This window comes from Streptomyces sp. ME19-01-6 (assembly GCF_033793745.1).
Classification (GTDB): Bacteria; Actinomycetota; Actinomycetes; order Streptomycetales; family Streptomycetaceae; genus Streptomyces.
On the sequence record NZ_JARAXF010000038.1, the window covers coordinates 18,689 to 35,222 of the forward strand.

Here is a 16,534-nt window from a genome sequence, read left to right on the forward strand (position 1 = left end):
CGACGATGGCTGTCGAGACCGGGCAGTCGGCAGGATCGGCCGCGGGCGCGGAGGGCGCCCGTGGCCGGGTCCGCGAGACCGCCGAAACCGACAAGACCGGCCAGGCCGGCAAGGCCGATAACGCCGGCAAGGCCGAGAACACCGGTACGAGCGGCAAGACCGGCAAGGCGGGCAAGCGGCCCCCGGGCCGGGTCCGCAACGCGCTGGGCCGCCACTGGTACGCCTGGGCCATGGTCGCGCCCGTCGTGCTCGTGATCGGGGTGATCATCGGCTATCCGCTGGCGCGCGGCATCTATCTGTCGCTCACCGACGCCAACGAGGCGAACGTCGAGCGCAACATCGGGATGAACCACATCCCCGCGACGTACAAGTTCGTCGGCCTGGACAACTTCACCGCGATCCTCAAGGACCCGATCTTCTGGGACCGGCTCATCTGGACCGTGACCTGGACCGCCGGCTGCGTCGCCCTCACCTTCGCCATCGGCCTCGGCCTGGCCGTCATCCTCAACCGCAGATTCGCCGGCCGCACCCTCTACCGGTCGCTGCTGATCCTGCCCTGGGCCGTGCCCGCCTTCGTCTCGGTCTTCGCCTGGCGCCTCCTCTACAACGAGAGAAACGGCATCCTCAACAAGATCCTGGACGGCGGCGGCATCGACGCCGTGCCCTGGCTCAACGACCCCACCATGGCCAAGATCTCGGTGATCGCCGTGAACATCTGGCTCGGGGTGCCGTTCATGCTGGTCGCGCTGCTCGGCGGACTGCAGTCCATCCCCGGCGAGCTGTACGAGGCCGCCGAGATGGACGGGGCCGGGCCCTGGCAGCGGTTCCGCCACATCACCCTGCCCGGGCTGCGCTCGGTCAGTTCCACGGTGGTCCTGCTCTCCACCATCTGGACCTTCAACATGTTCCCGGTGATCTTCCTGCTCACCCGCGGTGGACCGGGCGACAGCACGGAGGTCCTGGTCACGTACGCCTACCGGCTCTCGTTCGTCAACAGCCCGCGCGACTTCGCGGGCGCCTCGGCATGGGGCGTGCTCATCCTGCTGATCCTCATGCTCTTCGCGGCGGTCTACCGCCGCGCACTCCGCAGGCAGGGAGAGGTGTGGTGACCATGCGCGACCAACGACGTTCCCCGCTGGCCTCGGTCGGGCTGCACGCGACCCTCATCCTCGCCTCCGCCGTCGCGGTCTTCCCGCCGCTGTGGCTGCTGGTGACCTCCTTCAAGCCGAAGAGCGAGGCGTTCTCCACGGATGTGGTGAAGAGCCCGACGCTGGACAACTACCACCACGTCCTCGCCGATACGAAGTTCCTCACCTGGTTCGGCAACTCGCTGTTCATCGTGGTGATCACGACACTGCTCGGCGTGTTCGTGGCGGCCACCACCGGATACGCCGTCAGCCGCTTCCGCTTCCCGGGGATGCGCCCGCTGATGTGGCTGCTGCTGATCACCCAGATGTTCCCGGTGGCCATCCTCATCGTCCCGCTGTACAACATCATGTCGACGCTGGGCTGGCTCAACCAGCCGGTGGCCCTCATCGTCACCTACCTCACCGTCGCCGTGCCGTTCTGCGCCTGGATGATGAAGGGCTTCTTCGACACCATCCCGGTGGAGATCGACGAATCCGGCCGGGTCGACGGGCTCAACCCCTTCGGCACCTTCTGGCGGCTGGTGGTGCCGCTGGCCAAGCCGGGCCTGGCGGTGACCGCGTTCTACACCTTCATCACGGCCTGGGCCGAGGTGGCGTACGCCTCCGCCTTCATGACGGGGGAGGAGAACCTCACCCTCTCCGCCGGGCTGCAGACCTTCGTCAACCAGTACACCTCGGACTGGGGCTCCATGACCGCGGCCGCGGTCTTGATCGCCATCCCGGCGACGCTGGTGTTCTCCTGGGCCCAGCGCCACCTGGTCGCCGGGCTCACCGCCGGCGCGACCAAGTCGTAAGGCCGACCGAGGCTCGATCGTCTTCTGCAATCCCCCCCACAAGCAGCAGTCCCCCCACAAGCAGGAGGAACGATGGCCAGCAGACCCCTCGCGGCCGCCCTCGCCCTCGCGGCGGGCGCGGCCCTGCTCATCGCCCTGCCGGGGCAGGCGCAGGCCGCGCCGCCCGGCGACAAGGACGTCACCGCCGAACTCTTCGAGTGGACATACGACTCGGTGGCCAAGGAGTGCGCCAACACGCTGGGACCGGCCGGTTACGGCTATGTCGAGGTGTCCCCGGCGACCGAGCACATCCAGGGCGGCCAGTGGTGGACCTCGTACCAGCCCGTCAGCTACAAGATCGCCGGACGGCTCGGTGACCGCGCCGCCTTCAAGAACATGATCGACACCTGTCATGCGGCGGGCGTGAAGGTCGTCGCCGACGCCGTCATCAACCACATGTCAGCGGGGTCCGGCACGGGCACCGGCGGCTCCTCGTACACCAAGTACACCTACCCGGGCATCTACCAGCCCCAGGACATGGACGACTGCACCGCGCAGATCAGCAACTACCAGGACCGCGGCAACGTCCAGCGCTGCGAGCTGGTGGGCCTGGCGGACCTGGACACCGGCGAGTCGTACGTACGCGACCGGATCGCCCAGTACCTGAACGACCTGCTCTCGCTCGGCGTCGACGGCTTCCGGATCGACGCGGCCAAGCACATGGCGGCCGAGGACCTGGCCGCGATCAAGGGCAAGCTGAGCGACCCGAACGTGTACTGGAAGCAGGAGGTCATCTACGGCGCGGGCGAGGCCGTCTCGCCGACGGAGTACCTGGGCAACGGCGACGTCCAGGAATTCCGCTACGGCCGCGACCTCAAGCGCGTCTTCACCAGCGAGAAACTGGCCTACCTCAACAATTTCGGCGAGGGCTGGGGCTATATGGCCTCGGGCAAATCCGGTGTCTTCGTCGACAACTGGGACACCGAGCGCAATGGCTCCACCCTCACCTATAAGGACAACGCCAACTACACCCTCGCCAATGTCTTCATGCTGGCCTGGCCGTACGGATCCCCGGACGTCCACTCCGGCTATGAGTTCTCCGACAACGACGCCGGGCCGCCCAACGGAGGCACGGTGAACGCCTGCTGGCAGGACGGCTGGAAATGCCAGCACAAATGGCCCGAGATCATCAAAATGGTCGCCTTCCGCAATGCGGCGCGCGGTACGGCCGTCACCAACTGGTGGGACAACGGCAACAGCGCCATCGCCTTCGGGCGCGGTGAGGCGGCCTACGTCGCCATCAACCACGAGAGCGGCTCGCTGACCCGGACCTTCCAGACCTCACTGCCTGCCGGCGACTACTGCGACGTGCAGAGCGGCAAGGACGTCACGGTGGGCTCCTCCGGCCAGTTCACCGCGACCCTCGGCGCGAACACGGCGGTGGCCCTGCACGTGGGCGCGCGGAGCTGCGGCTGAACTTTGTCTGCCGGAAGCGGAGCCGCACATCGAGGGATGTGCGGCTCCTTCGCCGTTACGCGGGCTTGGTGCGGACGAACACGTCGGGGTTGCCCTCGCTCCAGTTGAAGGTGAGGGTCTGGCCGCCGTTGCTGACCTGGGCCGTGCCGTTCGTGCTCTCGCCCCCGCAGGTGAAGGTGGCGGCCATGGAGGCGTTGATGGTCCCCGAGCAGGTCCCCTTGTTGCCGTTCGCGGACATGGAAGTGCCGCTGATCCTCAAGGTGATCACGTTGCCGCTCGAGTCCCGCACCGGGTAGTACCAGGTGCCCTGGACGCTCGCCAACTTGCTGGGGGTGGCGGGCGGGGCCGCGGTCGTGCGGCTCGGGACCGGGGCCTTGGCCGGGGCGCTGGTGGTGCGGCTGGGGACCGGGGCGGCGGTCTTGCTGGGGGCCTTGCTGCGGCTCGGGGTGGCCGTCGGGCTGGAGGACTTCATGTCGCCCGAGGCGCCGGTGCCGGAAGCCGCGGGCTTGCCTGTGGCCTTGGACTGACTGGCGCCCTTGTCGTCCTTGGCCGGCGCCGCCGACGTTCCGTCGCCGTCGCTGCCGCAGCCGGTCAGGGTGAGTGCCAGCACCGCGACAGCGGTGGCGGCGATCGAAGTCGTTATCCGCACGAGAAATCCTGCCGTAGCCAAATCAATATCGGAATTCCATGGACGCTGGCGAGCCTTCCACACGCGACAAGACGAAATCCAGCGGTCAAACACGTTCTCTGGATCAGTTCCGCTGAACTGCGGGTAAGGAACGACATTCCGGGCCCTTTCGCCCCGGAAAATCGGTTTCGGGTACGGGTGATGGTGTGTCAGGGTCGTCGGATGGATACATCCCCATCCGATCTGGCGCGCCGGCAGTTCGACTTGACCTGGACCCTGTTCGAGTACCACGTGGAGCGGCTGGAGCCGGAGGACTTCCTGTGGGAGCCCGCCGATCACTGCTGGACCGTGCGTCAGCAGCCCGACGGGAGCTGGGTGCCCGACTGGGCGGACACCGAACCCGATCCGGTGGCGATCCCCACGATCGGCTGGCTGAGCTGGCACATCGGCTGGTGGTGGAGCGTGACCCTCGACCACGCACAGGGCCGGGCGCCCCGGGACCGCACCGAGGTCACTTGGCCGGGTGATGGGAAGGCGGCCATCGAGTGGCTGCGCCGCCTGCGCGCGGACTGGCTGGCGGTGCTGGACGGGCTCACCGACGCCGACCTGGCCGCCGTCGCGCCTTTCCCCTGGCGACACGACCCCGAGCACAAGGTCGCCCACATGCTCGGCTGGGTGAACTCCGAACTGATGAAGAACGTCGCCGAGATCGGGCAGCTGCGGATGCTGCGCGCCGCGTCACCGCGCTGAGATCATCGCGCTGAGATCACCGCAGCGCCGGCAGCCGCCCGCCGGAGGCCAGGCGGCCGCTCAGCCGGGCCTGGTCGCCCGCCTGGGCGGGCAGCGTCAGCAGCCGTCCCGCAGCCGTGCCCCGGACGTCGCCGCGCGCCGCGACGGAGGTCACCTGGCTGCTGCCCGCCGCCAGCAGATACCACCGCCCGGTGCGCGACTTCCACAGCGCGCCCGCCAGCACCCGCGGCGCGCGCGGCCCGCAGGCCGGGGAGCCGTCCGCGCTCGCGACGACCGCGGCCGGGGCAGCCGGGTCCGTGGCCGGGGGCTGGAACTGGGCCAGCACCCGGCCGCCCGCGCCCCGCCAGGTCTCCGCGCGGGTGCACACCCAGTCCGCCGCGCCGCCGCCCTCGGGCAGCCGCTGGGCCGCGAACCGCCAGGCGTTGACCGCGCGCACGCCCCGCGAGTGCAGCAGTGGCAGGCGGCAGGCGGTGTGCGCCCAGGCCGCGCGGGCCCTGGCGCCCGCCACGTCCCGCGGCCCGTCGAGCCGCCCTCGCCCGCCCGGAGAGCCGTACGTCAGCCGGGCCGGGACGATCTCGCCCAGGTCCGTCACCAGCCGGGAGCCCAGCCGCAGCGCCGTCCAGCTCTCGCAGTCGGGCGTCTGCCCCGAACCGCGCACCAGACCCGCGCCGCCCGCCCGCACCGGCTCGGTCACCCCGTCCGCGGCCAGGCGCAGCGGCCGCGCGGCCTCGTCGGGCCGTACCAGGTCGCGTACGGAGGGGTGACGCACCCAAGGGGCCGTCAGATAACGGACGTTGCCGTCCGCGCGGGTGGCGACCAGCCCGGTCGAGGAGGCCGCGTCGGCGGCGTCGGCCCGCGCGAAGTCCAGCGCCACCGCGCCGCCGTCGCCCCGGCCCGTCTCCGCGTACCGCACCACCCGCAGCCCGTCGTACAGCAGCACCACCGTCACCTGGTCCACCTCACCCGCGTACAGCAGCTGCGGCGGCCCCGACGGCGGGCCCGACTGGGTGCCGGGCGTGGCCGACACGTGCACCGAGCGGCCCGGCCGCGCCCACACCGCCAGCGCGCGGCGGAGCAGCGGCGTGTCGTCCCTGCGGTCGCCACGCGCGGGCCAGGACGAGAAGTCGGCGCGGGTCGCGGTGCGCCACGTGTCGGGCGCGGCGCGGGTCAGCTCGGCCGGGTCCAGCGCCCGCTCCGAGGACGGGTTCCGCGCGTACGAGGGCGCGGCCGCGCCGCTGGGGCCCCAGCCCTCGCCGGGCAGACCGAGCAGCGTGCCGCACACCACCAGCGCCGCGGCGGCGGCGAGCGCCGCCCGTACGTGCTGGCGGCGCCGCAACAGATCGGTGGGCCGGGCCTGCAGCGCACAGGGGTCGAACTCGGGGGACTCCAGCAGCGCCCCGTCCCGGCTGCCCGCCGGGTCGTCCACCGTGTCCGCCTCGGCGAGCGCGCCGCGCGGATCGGCGACCCCGGCGGCCTTCAGCACCTCGCGCGCCTCGCGGTCGCCCATCCGCTCCAGCTCGCGCAGCACGTACGCGGCGCGGCCGGGGCCGGACAGCTCCGACAGCGCCTTGTCCAGGGCGAGTTCATCGGCCCCGCCCGGGCGCGGGACCAGCCGCAGCCCCCACACCCGGGGCAGGGCCGGCGCCAGCGGCCCGCGCCGCCGCCGCGCGGCCCGCAGCGCGCCGCGCAGCACCCGCAGCCGTACGAAGGCATACCCGCCATCGCCCGCCGCGCCCGCCGTGTCCTCCGGCCCGCGCTGCCCGGGCACCCTGGGCCCGGCTCCGGCCTCGGCCGGGGCCGCCACCGGGTTCTCGGCCTCGGCGCTCGCCCGGCCGCGGGGCAGCGCGCGCTGGGCGAGCGCATGGGCCGCCAGCACCCTGCGGGTGCGCCCCATGCCTGGCGGCAGCACCAGGTACCCGAGCCGCACCAGGCGCGGGTAGTGCTCGACGATGGCGGCCTCGGCCTGCTCGACGTCGATGAGGGTGGGGGGATCGCCCGGGAGGTCTGCTGTCGCCTGCTGCTGCTCCACGGTTGGAGAACGAGCGCCGGATGTGTTGGTCACCACCGGCTCCCCGGCGCCCTTGACCACGGCGGCTTGATTGTCGCCTCGGCGAATGTCGGCGGGAACCGGCTTCTCGCTGCGAACAGTTGAGGGTGAGGCGCCTTCAGAAACCGGTCCGGGAGCCGCCTCCGACGTCCATCTGAAAGGCCGTACACGTGACAATGTTCGACAGCAGCCGCGGCGTCCGCGGTGCGATCGTGGTGAGTGCCGCGATCCTGGTCGCCGCGAGCACGACCTCGGCGTTCGCCGCCGCCTCGACCTCGTCCGGGAGCTCGCCGCGCGCCTCGGGGTGGAGCGAGTCGCAGGTGACGCCGGGTGACGCTTCGCCCATCAGTTCGACCCGGCCCGACGCGCGAACCACCTGGGTGGCCGGCATGCGGTTCGTCCCCAGAGGGGACAGCGTCGCCTTCGTGCCCACCCTGTGGGAGCGTGACGAGCGGAAGGGCCCGGGCTGGAAGCGGGTGCGGACCGCGCCCGTACCCCAGTCCTTTGACATCCGGTTCAACGACGTCGACGCCTCTTCGCCGCGCAACGCCGTACTGGGCGGTGACTATGCCGAGGAAGCCGGTGGTGTGGTGACACAGCGCTGGAACGGCAGGGACTGGAAGTCCGCGGTCGCTCCCGTGCCCCGAGGGACCATGAGCGCCGGATTCCTCTCCGTCGACACCCGCGCTCCCGGCGACGCCTGGGGTGTGGGCTGGGCGCAGGTCCCCGTCACGGAAGGCGACTCCCGCAGCGTGGGCCTGCTCCGGCACTGGGACGGCACCCGCTGGAAGGCGCAGAAGCTCCCGGACGTCGGTGCGGGCGAGAGCGGCGGCTGGAATTTCGAGAGCGTGGCCGCAGTCGCGGCCGATGACGTGTGGGCGGTGGGCAGTACGTACGACGCCGACTCCGCGGAGCCGCTGCTGCTGCACTATGACGGTGCCCGCTGGAGCAAGGCCCCCGCTCCGGACATCGATGCCACACGCGCGGGCCTGAGCGCGGTCGCCGCCGGGCCTCGCGGGCAGGTGTGGGCCGTGGGCCAGGTCAAGAAGCCCGACGGCTCCTGGGAGGGGCTGGCCCTGAGATACGACGGCAGGAAGTGGGTCGACGTCCCGCTGCCGAAGGGGACCGGGGAACTTCGGTCGGTCACGATCAGTCAGGGTTCCCCCGTCGTGCTGGCGGGTGCGACGGACGACACCCCCAGCGCGGTGCTCCGCCGCACCGGCGGACAGTGGGTGTCGATGGACCTGCCGAACGGCGGTGCCGAACCGCTGGAGGCGATCGGCGTCTCGGCCTCGGGCCGGACGATCGACGTCACGGGCGTGTACCCGCCGGGCGACTCCCAGCAGGTGGGTCCCGGAGTGGTGCTGACCGCGCGCCGGTAGCGGCGCCCGAGCGGGGGACGGGCGGGGGACGGACGGGCACTCGCCGTCCCCCGCTTCCGGTCACCGTGTCACCAGACCTGAAGCTCCCGCGCGGTCACCCCACGCGCCACCCGCTGAACTCCACCGTCCCGCGCGCCACGTTCCCCCCATGCGTCGCGCTCATGAAGATCCCCACGTCCTGCGCGGAGCCGGAGCCCCCCGGCGCCGTGACCGTCGCCACCGTCCGCCAGGTCGTCCCGTCGTCGGTCGACAGCTCGCCCTTGTACGAGGTGGCGGACGCGCGCGTCAGCCGCAGCAGCACGGGCGCCTTGACGCCGGTGATCCGCTTGTACGCGTCCAGCGTGCCGTCCCCGTTCGTGTCGTACGACAGCACGACCCCGTTGGACGGGGTGGCGGCCAGGTTCACAAAGCCCAGGGAGCCCGCCGTCGCCAGGCTGTCGCGCGCGATGATGCCCGCCCGCGCCCATGCGCCGGTCACGGCCTGGCTGTCCACCTTCACCGTGACGGCGGTGCCGACCGCCAGCGCCCCTTCCCGGTACACCGACCCGAACTCGGTCGTCGCCTTCCACAGGTCGCGCCCCGCCCCGTCGATCGCGAAGCGGTCCGACAACTGGCCGAAAACCGCGCCGTTGTTGGTGACCGTCTTCAGGCCGGAGTCCAGCGGCCCGGCCACCCACAGGGTGCCGGTGCGCAGCAGCCGCACCCGGTCCTCACCGCGCGGCCCGAACTCCACGCCGAGCCGGTACGGCAGCGGCTTCAGCGGGTCCTGGAGCGGCTCGTCGGGCGCGGTGGCCCGCCAGTGGACCTCGCCTGTCCTGGCCGCCGGGATCGAGCGGAGCCAGGTGTCGCCCTGCGGCTTCGGGTCGAGCCCGGTCACGGTCAGGTCGAAGTCGACCCGGCCGGTGGCGCGCAGCCCGTTCATGTTGCGCAGGGCCGCGGCGATGTCGGCGGCGCCGCCGGGCGGTACCTGGGGCGGGGTGGTGGAGACGGTGGCCGTGCCCTGGTACGGGGCCTTGGCCAGCGCCTCGTACACCCGGCGTGCCGTGCGGTGGGCGTCCGTCGTGGGCCGGACCGGGTAGCTCTTGCGCTCGCGCGTCCAGGGTTCCTCGACCGCGAACCAGTCGAAGTCGCGCGGCTCGCGCCCCTCGGCGAGCGCGTCCTCCAGCTCGTCCAGGTAGCTCTGCCACTGCGGCAGGTGGAAGTCGCCGATGAGGCCGTTCCAGTCGCGGTTGGCGTAGTTGGCGAGCTTTCCGGGGGCGTCCGCCGTGACCCGGTCCGCCCAGGTGGTGATGAGGGTGCGCGCGAGGTGTTCGAAGTGCGCGGCCTCCGCCTCGTTCGACGCCATCCGCTTGGCGTCCTCCAGCCAGGGCCCGAGCAGGAAGCCGCGGTGCGCGCCGGTCATGTCGTCGCTCAGCCGCATCAGTTTCAGCCACAGCCGGGCCAGTACCCGGAAGGTCTCCAGGTCCTTGCGCTCGTACGCGTCGTGCAGATGCGGGATCAGCGTCCAGGAGCGGTCGGCGAGCGCCTGACGGGCGATGTCGGTCAGATCGTGGCGGTAGGCGTCGGAGTCGCGCAGCGCCGGGCGTACGTTCAACAGCGCGGCGAAGGCGGCGTCGAAGTCCGCCAGGTCGAAGGCGGGGATACGGGTGGCGTAGTTGGTGCCGGAGCGCGCGGTCACATCGGGGCGGGCGGAGAAGACCGAGTCGTGCGGGCGGCCGTCGGAGCTGGTGATCTGGTACGCGGTGTCGCGCAGCGCCGCGTACGCCTGGCGGCCCCGCTCGTCCCGCCCGCCCAGCCGTACGTCCGCGTACGTACGGAACCACTCCTCGCGGTCCACCGCCGTATCCCGCCACGCCAACTCGCTGAACAGCTCGAACGCCGCCGGATCGCGCCCGACCGCCTCCGCCATGTAGGCGGTGCCGACCAGCTTGCTGCCCGGCTTGTCGCGCCACTGGGTGAACCGCCGCGCCCAGATGTGGGTCTTGGCGCCGATCGTGGTGCGGCCGCCGAAGTTCGGGATGGTGCCGAAGGCGTACGGCACCGAGCCCCAGTCCTTCTCCCGGTCGCCGATCGAGTCCAGGTCCGAGAGGCCGTCCACCACCAGCATGTGGTCGTGGTTCACGGCGTCCAGCAGCTCCCGGCGGGGGTTGGCCTGCCAGCCGAGGATCACCCAGATCGCGCCGGGCCGGGCGGTCTGCAGGGCGGTCTCCACGGCGCGGGCCGCGCCGGCCACCGGGACGTCCCCGGCGGCGCCGCCCTCATGCAGCAGATCCATCTTGAACAGGTCGCACTCGCCGAACAGCTCCTGCTGGTGGCGGTAGAACGCGGCGGCCACCTGCCGGAACGGCTCGGTGCGCGGATCGAGCCAGTCGGGGCGCTGGAGCCCGTTCCAGGTGCCCTGCGGGACCGTACGCGCCCCCGGGTTGCGCTCGACGAACCCGTCCGGGACGGTTCCGAAGTAGCCGGGGAACACCGGCCGCATGCCCAGCTCACGCAGCCGGTCGGCGATCTTCTGCCCCAAGTCGATGCGCTTGGCCAGCAGCTCTGGGCTCACCGGCCCGCCGTACTCGCTCATGTTCTGCAGCAGCCACCAGGGCTGGTGGGAGGGCGCGGGCAGCCAGGCGCGCGCCTCCTCGTCGGAGTAGCCGAAGTCCTTGAGGAGGAGGTGGTAGACGGCCTCCTGCCCGGCGGTGACCAGCAGCTCGTTGCAGCCGTGCAGGGCCGCGACGTCGATCAGGTGCTCCCAGTGGTCCCAGCCGGCGAACGGCGCGGTGTAGCCGTCGTGGGTGTCGTTGAACGCGAAGCGGTGCGGGAGCGCGGTGGACTGTTCGACGCGGCCCCGGGGCGCGGGCAGCGTCTTGGGCAGGTCCAGCTGGTCCCCGGCCCAGGTGATCAGGGCATGACAGGTGTACTTCAAATACCAGTGCACGCCCGTGAGCAGCACCGCCGGGCTGGTCCCCGCCACCTCGATCCGCCCCGGCCGCCCCGAGACCTCGAACCGCTCCTCGCCGCCCTCGCGCTCCAGCGGCACCAGGCGGAACTGCTCGGCGTGCTCCGGCAGCAGGCGCTTCAGCGCGGCGCGCGCGGGCGCGGTGTCGAACACGGCGCCGTCCTCCGCGGTTTCTCCTGTGTTGTCCGTCCCTTCGGCCGCCGCCGGGCCCCCGAGGGCGGCCCCGACGCCGAGTGCTCCAGCGGTTCCGATCAGCGTGCGTCTGCTCAGATCGCTCATGATGCCCCCAATGACGCCCGGCCCGGGCCAACGGTCGTATGTGAGCGGCACGTTAACGAGGGTGACGGGGTGCCAGCAATGGTGCGTACGAGACGTCACCCTGTTCGCGGCAGGGGGCTCCCGGGGTCCGGGACGCGTGCTGCCAGACTTCTCATCCGTGAGCGGAAACACGATGACCACTGACGGCAAAGGGACCGGCCCTTGCGTCACTTTCGGACTGCTGGCCGCATGGGCGGTCCATGACCTGGAAGAGGTGGCCACGGTGCCGGGCTGGGCCCGCGCCCGGGTCCCCGAACTACGGAAGCGCTTTCCCCAGGTGCCCGAGCGGGTATGGCAGCGCCTGGCATCCGTCGACGGCCGCGAATTCGCGACGGCCGTCGCCGGGATGGCCGTCATCGTGGCCGCCGCCGCTGCCGAAGGACACCGCACCGGCGGACGTTCCCCCTTCTTCCAGGGGGCCCTCAACGGGTTCGGGCTGCACGGCCTGGTGCATCTGGCGCAGGCCGCGGCCGTCCGCGGATACACACCCGGTGTGGTCACCTCCCCGCTGGTCGTCATCCCCTTCACCCTGTGGGCCCGCGGCCGGCTCCGACGAGCCGAGGTGCTGCGCCCCACCCGGCCACGTGACGCGGTGCAGGGGCTGGCCCTCGCCGCGGCGGCCACGGCCGGGACACAGATGGTGGCGCGACGGCTTCTCAGCCGGGGCGGCACGCCGTCCCGGACTTGATCGCCGCAGGGGATCCCGCGGAAGCTTGCCCCGTCGGCGGGAGCGAGCGATGTCGGACCCAGGGGGCATCCTGTCGACCATGGATGGGATCGAAACTCGGCCGCTGCGCGACCGCCACGAACTCGACGAGGTGTTGCGCACCGGCTTTGACTTGATCAAGGCTGTCGCTCCGGGGCTCCGGTACCGGCTCGTCGGCACGGCAGCGGCTCGCCTGCAGGGCGTCGACCTGCCGGTGGGCGATGTCGACATCCTCGTCGACCGACGCCAGGACGTCGACGCCGTCGCCGAAGCGCTGGCGGACTTGCCGTGTGTGACCGCTCCGCAATGGCTCGCATCGGCCAAGCAGTACTTCGCCTGCTACAGCCTGGACGGCGTCGGATTCAGCGTCAGCACGGTGGAAGTACCGTGCGACGAGGATGGGTGGGAGTGCCAGGGACCCGGCCCCTGGCAGCACTACGCCACCGTGGACTGCGGCGGGCACCGCATCGAATGTGTGCGGCTGGAGCTCCGGCTGACCACCGAGTTCCTCCGCGATCGCCCTGACCGGTATCAGCCGCTCCTGGCCCACCTCGGCGCTCACGGCGCCGACCTCGAACTCCTGCAACAGAGCATGACCGTGCGCAGGGTCCCTGAGACGCTCGCGCGCCTGACCCGAGAACTTCAAGCAACCGGCAGGTGCCCAGGTGCTCACGCCATCGTTCACCGGTCCACCACGGTCAGACCAGCTCAGCCGGCTGAGGGAGGTCAGAGGACGATCTCGTAGCGAACGGCCGGCTCGGCGCGGCCGGCGGATTCCAGGTGGACGGCCGCGTCGGGGGGCAGCCCATCGCGGATGTCGGGAAATCGGGCCCGCAGGCGGGCCAGCGGCTCGTTCTGCTCGGCAACGTTCGATAGCTGGGGGAGGCCGGCGAGCGTGGCCAACGCGCTGTCGAGGACGGCCCGGACGCCGCGCGCGTGGTAGGCGAGGGGCAGCAACTGGTCCTTCATCTCGTGACCGAGGTGGAGCTCGATGCGTTGGCCGGCGTAGGCGGCCGCGAGGAACTCCTGCACGTCGCCGCCGGCCAGGCTCATCGGCGTCTCGAACGCCAGGCCCTCGTCGGCGAGCACGAGTACGGCCCGCAGCAGGCCGTACTCGCCGAGCTGGTGACCGTGAAGGAACAGCGTCGGCTCGCCGGTCGCGAGGGCATCGTGCACGCTGTCCAGGTTCCGCCGGGTCTCCCTGGCCAGACACAGGACAACGGCCGCCCGTCCGCCCAGGCCGACGTAGCAGGGGGTGTCGAGCCGACCGTGGTGCAGGTTGTGGTGCATCGAGACGCCGTCAGCCGGGCCGTGGTAGCCCGGCATGCTCCGCCGCATCATGGCGGCGCCCAGGTCGGTCTCGCTGGGCTCGGTGATCGGCGGCAGCCGGTGGCCGCCGACGAGCAGGCCCTCGCGGGGGAGCGGCACCTCCCGCGCGACACTCGGATCGCGCACCGCGACCGTGATAGGCGGCTGTCCGTCTGCCCTGCCCGCTGGGGCCGGGGAGCCGGCCGCGCGCTGCTTCGATTTCCCTCGGAACCATGCCATGGCGAGACGGTAGCCGTCTCACTCCGGGAGGGGTCCCCGCCGTCTCTCGCGACTACCCATCCGGCTAATCCCGAGCATGCCCCCGGTCGAGATAGGCCAGCACGGCCAGCACCCGGCGGTTGTCGTCGTCGGACGGCGGCAGGCCGAGCTTCCCGAAGATGTTCGAGGTGTGCTTGGCGACCGCCCGCTCGGTGACGAACAACTGCGCGGCGATGGCCGCGTTGGACCGCCCCTGCGCCATCAGCTCCATCACCTCCCGCTCGCGCGGCGTCAGATTCCCCATCGGCTTGTCCTGCGACCGCCGGTCCAGCAGCTGCGAGATCACCTGCGGATCCATCGCGGTCCCGCCCGCCGCCACCCGCCGCACCGCGTCGATGAACTGATCGGCGTCGAACACCCGGTCCTTGAGCAGATACCCCACCCCACCGCTCCCGTCGGCCAGCAGCTCCCGCGCGTACAACTGCTCCACATGCTGCGAGAGCACCAACACCGGCAACCCCGGCCGAGCCCGCCGCGCCGCCAGCGCGCACTGCAGCCCCTCATCCGTGAACGACGGCGGCAGCCGCACATCCACGACGGCGACGTCCGGCTTCAGCTCGGCGAACGCGCGGGTCAGGTCGGGCCCGGTGTCCACGGCCGCCGCGATCTCGAAGTCGTAGGCCTCCAGCAGCCGGACCAGACCGTCCCGCAGCAGGAACAGATCTTCGGCGAGGACAACGCGCACGGCGGCTCCAAGACTTCATCGGGCCCCCGGGGCGGGGGACTTGACCGAATCCGACGAATGTACCGCCGAGAGGTGAGTGGGGGCTGATCAGCGGCCCGGACGGTCGAGGGCGCCGGTTTTTATGGTGCGGAGGAGTGCGCGGAGGGCGGTGGGGGTGGTGGCTATGACGGTGTTGGGGTCGTCGCTTTCTCGGAGGTGGGGGGTGCCGGTGGGGCCGGTGGCGACCTCGAGGCAGTTGACGGCTCCTCCCTCGCTGAAGCTTGACTTCCGCCATATCAGCCGAGACATCGATGCCTCTCCTAGAGCAGGGGATACAGGATGCGCTGGATCAGCCCCAGCGAGTTCTTGGCGATGCGGGTCTCGGGCGCCGCCGTGGCGTCGATGGGAGCCAGCGCCATGGCTTCCAACCTAGCGAAGTGCCCGTCGTACCTGGCGAAGGAGGCCGCGTCTTCCAAGTACAGCGTCTGCTCGACGTGCGAGACGAGCGTCGTGCTCAGGTCCGCCACCTGCGGTTCGATCATCAGGAAGCCGGTGCCGAAGGCGATGCGGCCGTCGAAGGGCAGGATCTGCAGCGTCACGTTCGGCAGCCGGGATGCTTCAACCAGCCGCAGCAACTGCGCGCGCATCAGCTCGCGGTCCCCCATGGAGGGGCGTAGCGCGGCCTCGTGAATGATCGCGTGGAACCGGGGAGCGTGCTCGCCGGTGAGGATCTTCTGCCGATCCATCCGGAACTCGACCGCGGCCTCCTGCTCCTCTGCGGAGAGCCGTGCGTACCCGTCCCGATGGACGGCCTCCGCGTACTCACGTGTCTGCAGCAGGCCGGGGATGAACATCGGCTCGTAGTTCCTGAGGCGCACCGCCTCGGCCTCTGATTCGGCGAGATCGAGGTACGGCTGCTGCAGACGCTTGCGGAACCCGCTCCACCACCCCTTGCCGGACGACTGCTCCATCTCGATCAGAGCTTCGATAAAGGTGCTATCGCTGACACCCGACTCGGCTGCCAGCGCCCGCAGCCGCTCCACGCCGATCGTGGTGCGCCCTGCTTCGATGTGGCTCAGCTGCGGCTGCTTCATGCCGAGCCGCGCCGCCATCTCGTACGAAGACAGGCCACTCCGCTCGCGCATGCGGCGCAGCTCCGCCCCCAGTCGTCGCTGCCGATATGTAGGGCTGCTTCTGAGTCCCACGGTTCTCCCTTCCCTCGGGCCAGTCCACCGCGCAACCACCCAATTGGGCAAGAAGGTTGCAGTGATGGCACCTGTAAGTCTACGGTGAGTATGGCGCCAGTCACGCAAGGTACTCACCTGGAGGCTGCCACATGCGCACGCCAGAATCGCCTTGGTCCTACGGCCTGTTCATCCCGCACGACCCGCGTGCGGTGGGCGTCGTACGAGCCACCATCCGCCACATCCTCAAATCGGCCCGTCTCGACTGCCTCGTCGACACCGCCGAACTCCTCGTCTCCGAGCTGACGACGAACGCCCTGCGCAATACCGCCACCGACTCGTACGTCAGCATGGACTGGCAGCCACAGCCCCCGGACTTCCGCGTCACCGTATGGGACTCGGGCTCGGCCCTGCCCCAGCGCGTGCAGGCCGAGGTCGACGACGAGGGCGGCCGGGGGCTGGCGCTGGTCGAGTCGTGCTCGGACGACTGGGGCGTGGTCGACTACACCGACAAGGACGCGGGCGTCACCGGCAAGGCGGTGTGGTTCGCCCTCGCGCCGCCGAAGCCTGAGGAGCAACCCAGCTGAGCGCAAGGGGAAGGCTTCCGCACGGGGGCGCCCCTGTAGAGGGCGCCCCCGCGCACCCAGGGGACTCGTTCCTCTCCGGAGAGTGGGTTGAGATGTCTCGCACCGTGATCGATCTCGATGACGAAACGACCGAAGAGTTGATGCGGGTGTACAACGTGAAGACCAAGGCGGCGGCGGTGCGCCGTGCCATGGAGGAGGCGGCCAAATTGCACCGGCGAATGGAGTTCATGGACGCTATCGACAGCGGCACAGTCGACCTCACCTACGATGCGCGTGTCGTCAACGCCGCGCCGGGAACCGTTCTCGCGGATTCCGCGTGATGTCCTGACGTGCG

At 71.0% G+C, this 16,534-nt stretch carries 16 protein-coding genes and 1 pseudogene; 9 read left to right on the forward strand and 8 right to left on the reverse strand.

The features are described 5' to 3' along the window. Positions 1-5 precede the first annotated feature (5 nt). The 3 genes and pseudogenes from PV419_RS45045 to PV419_RS45055 form a co-directional block, all read left to right on the forward strand. Positions 6-1,109 (forward strand): sugar ABC transporter permease, encoded by a 1,104-nt coding sequence (locus PV419_RS45045; RefSeq protein WP_319699082.1) that lies wholly within the window; start codon positions 6-8, stop codon positions 1,107-1,109. A 2-nt stretch (positions 1,110-1,111) separates the two neighbouring features. Continuing rightward, complete coding sequence (locus tag PV419_RS45050) at positions 1,112-1,942, forward strand: carbohydrate ABC transporter permease (RefSeq protein ID WP_319699083.1); 831 nt, start codon at positions 1,112-1,114, stop codon at positions 1,940-1,942. A gap of 72 nt (positions 1,943-2,014) precedes the next feature. Continuing rightward, positions 2,015-3,394, forward strand: a pseudogene (locus PV419_RS45055) (alpha-amylase); the annotation flags it as partial. 58 nt (positions 3,395-3,452) lie between these two features. Here the strand turns inward: PV419_RS45055 and PV419_RS45060 are convergent. Next, positions 3,453-4,046 (reverse strand): hypothetical protein, encoded by a 594-nt coding sequence (locus PV419_RS45060; RefSeq protein WP_319699085.1) that lies wholly within the window; start codon positions 4,044-4,046, stop codon positions 3,453-3,455. A 201-nt stretch (positions 4,047-4,247) separates the two neighbouring features. Here PV419_RS45060 and PV419_RS45065 point away from each other — a divergent pair, with 201 nt between their 5' ends. Continuing rightward, the gene (locus tag PV419_RS45065; RefSeq protein WP_319699087.1) at positions 4,248-4,775 is read left to right on the forward strand and encodes a DinB family protein; all 528 of its coding nucleotides are present in this window, start codon (positions 4,248-4,250) and stop codon (positions 4,773-4,775) included. Between the two features lie 16 nt (positions 4,776-4,791). Here the strand turns inward: PV419_RS45065 and PV419_RS45070 are convergent, their stop codons facing one another. After that, positions 4,792-6,804 (reverse strand): hypothetical protein, encoded by a 2,013-nt coding sequence (locus PV419_RS45070; RefSeq protein ID WP_319699210.1) that lies wholly within the window; start codon positions 6,802-6,804, stop codon positions 4,792-4,794. 136 nt (positions 6,805-6,940) lie between these two features. Next, positions 6,941-7,213, reverse strand: coding sequence for a hypothetical protein (locus PV419_RS45075; RefSeq protein WP_319699088.1), 273 nt, complete (start codon positions 7,211-7,213; stop codon positions 6,941-6,943). Here PV419_RS45075 and PV419_RS45080 point away from each other — a divergent pair. Continuing rightward, a complete protein-coding gene (locus PV419_RS45080) occupies positions 7,212-8,204 on the forward strand; it encodes a hypothetical protein (RefSeq protein ID WP_319699090.1) in 993 nt (330 codons plus the stop codon). The two genes, PV419_RS45075 and PV419_RS45080, sit on opposite strands and share 2 nt — an antisense overlap. Before the next feature lie 94 nt (positions 8,205-8,298). Here the strand turns inward: PV419_RS45080 and PV419_RS45085 are convergent, their stop codons facing one another. After that, complete coding sequence (locus PV419_RS45085) at positions 8,299-11,433, reverse strand: alpha-N-acetylglucosaminidase (protein WP_319699091.1); 3,135 nt, start codon at positions 11,431-11,433, stop codon at positions 8,299-8,301. Positions 11,434-11,605: 172 nt separating this feature from the next. Here PV419_RS45085 and PV419_RS45090 point away from each other — a divergent pair, with 172 nt between their 5' ends. Together PV419_RS45090 and PV419_RS45095 are read left to right on the forward strand one after the other, a co-directional pair. After that, positions 11,606-12,160: an HXXEE domain-containing protein gene (locus PV419_RS45090; RefSeq protein ID WP_319699212.1), complete on the forward strand. Its 555-nt coding sequence runs from the start codon at positions 11,606-11,608 to the stop codon at positions 12,158-12,160. 79 nt (positions 12,161-12,239) lie between these two features. Beyond that, positions 12,240-12,923, forward strand: coding sequence for a hypothetical protein (locus tag PV419_RS45095; protein ID WP_319699093.1), 684 nt, complete (start codon positions 12,240-12,242; stop codon positions 12,921-12,923). Here PV419_RS45095 and PV419_RS45100 read toward each other — a convergent pair. From PV419_RS45100 to PV419_RS45115, 4 genes are all read right to left on the reverse strand, one after another. After that, positions 12,905-13,633 (reverse strand): hypothetical protein, encoded by a 729-nt coding sequence (locus tag PV419_RS45100; RefSeq protein WP_319699094.1) that lies wholly within the window; start codon positions 13,631-13,633, stop codon positions 12,905-12,907. The two genes, PV419_RS45095 and PV419_RS45100, sit on opposite strands and share 19 nt — an antisense overlap. 157 nt (positions 13,634-13,790) lie before the next feature. Next, positions 13,791-14,450, reverse strand: coding sequence for a response regulator transcription factor (locus PV419_RS45105; RefSeq protein ID WP_319699096.1), 660 nt, complete (start codon positions 14,448-14,450; stop codon positions 13,791-13,793). An 87-nt stretch (positions 14,451-14,537) separates the two neighbouring features. Further along, on the reverse strand, positions 14,538-14,738 hold the full coding sequence (locus PV419_RS45110) for a DUF397 domain-containing protein (protein ID WP_319699097.1): 201 nt from the start codon (positions 14,736-14,738) through the stop codon (positions 14,538-14,540). A gap of 11 nt (positions 14,739-14,749) precedes the next feature. Further along, on the reverse strand, positions 14,750-15,673 hold the full coding sequence (locus PV419_RS45115; RefSeq protein WP_319699214.1) for a helix-turn-helix transcriptional regulator: 924 nt from the start codon (positions 15,671-15,673) through the stop codon (positions 14,750-14,752). A gap of 92 nt (positions 15,674-15,765) precedes the next feature. On the opposite strand from PV419_RS45115, the gene PV419_RS45120 reads away from it, so the two are divergent. Then, a complete protein-coding gene (locus tag PV419_RS45120) occupies positions 15,766-16,200 on the forward strand; it encodes an ATP-binding protein (RefSeq protein WP_319699099.1) in 435 nt (144 codons plus the stop codon). A 104-nt stretch (positions 16,201-16,304) separates the two neighbouring features. Next, the gene (locus PV419_RS45125; RefSeq protein ID WP_319699101.1) at positions 16,305-16,520 is read left to right on the forward strand and encodes a type II toxin-antitoxin system VapB family antitoxin; all 216 of its coding nucleotides are present in this window, start codon (positions 16,305-16,307) and stop codon (positions 16,518-16,520) included. Positions 16,521-16,534: the final 14 nt, after the last annotated feature.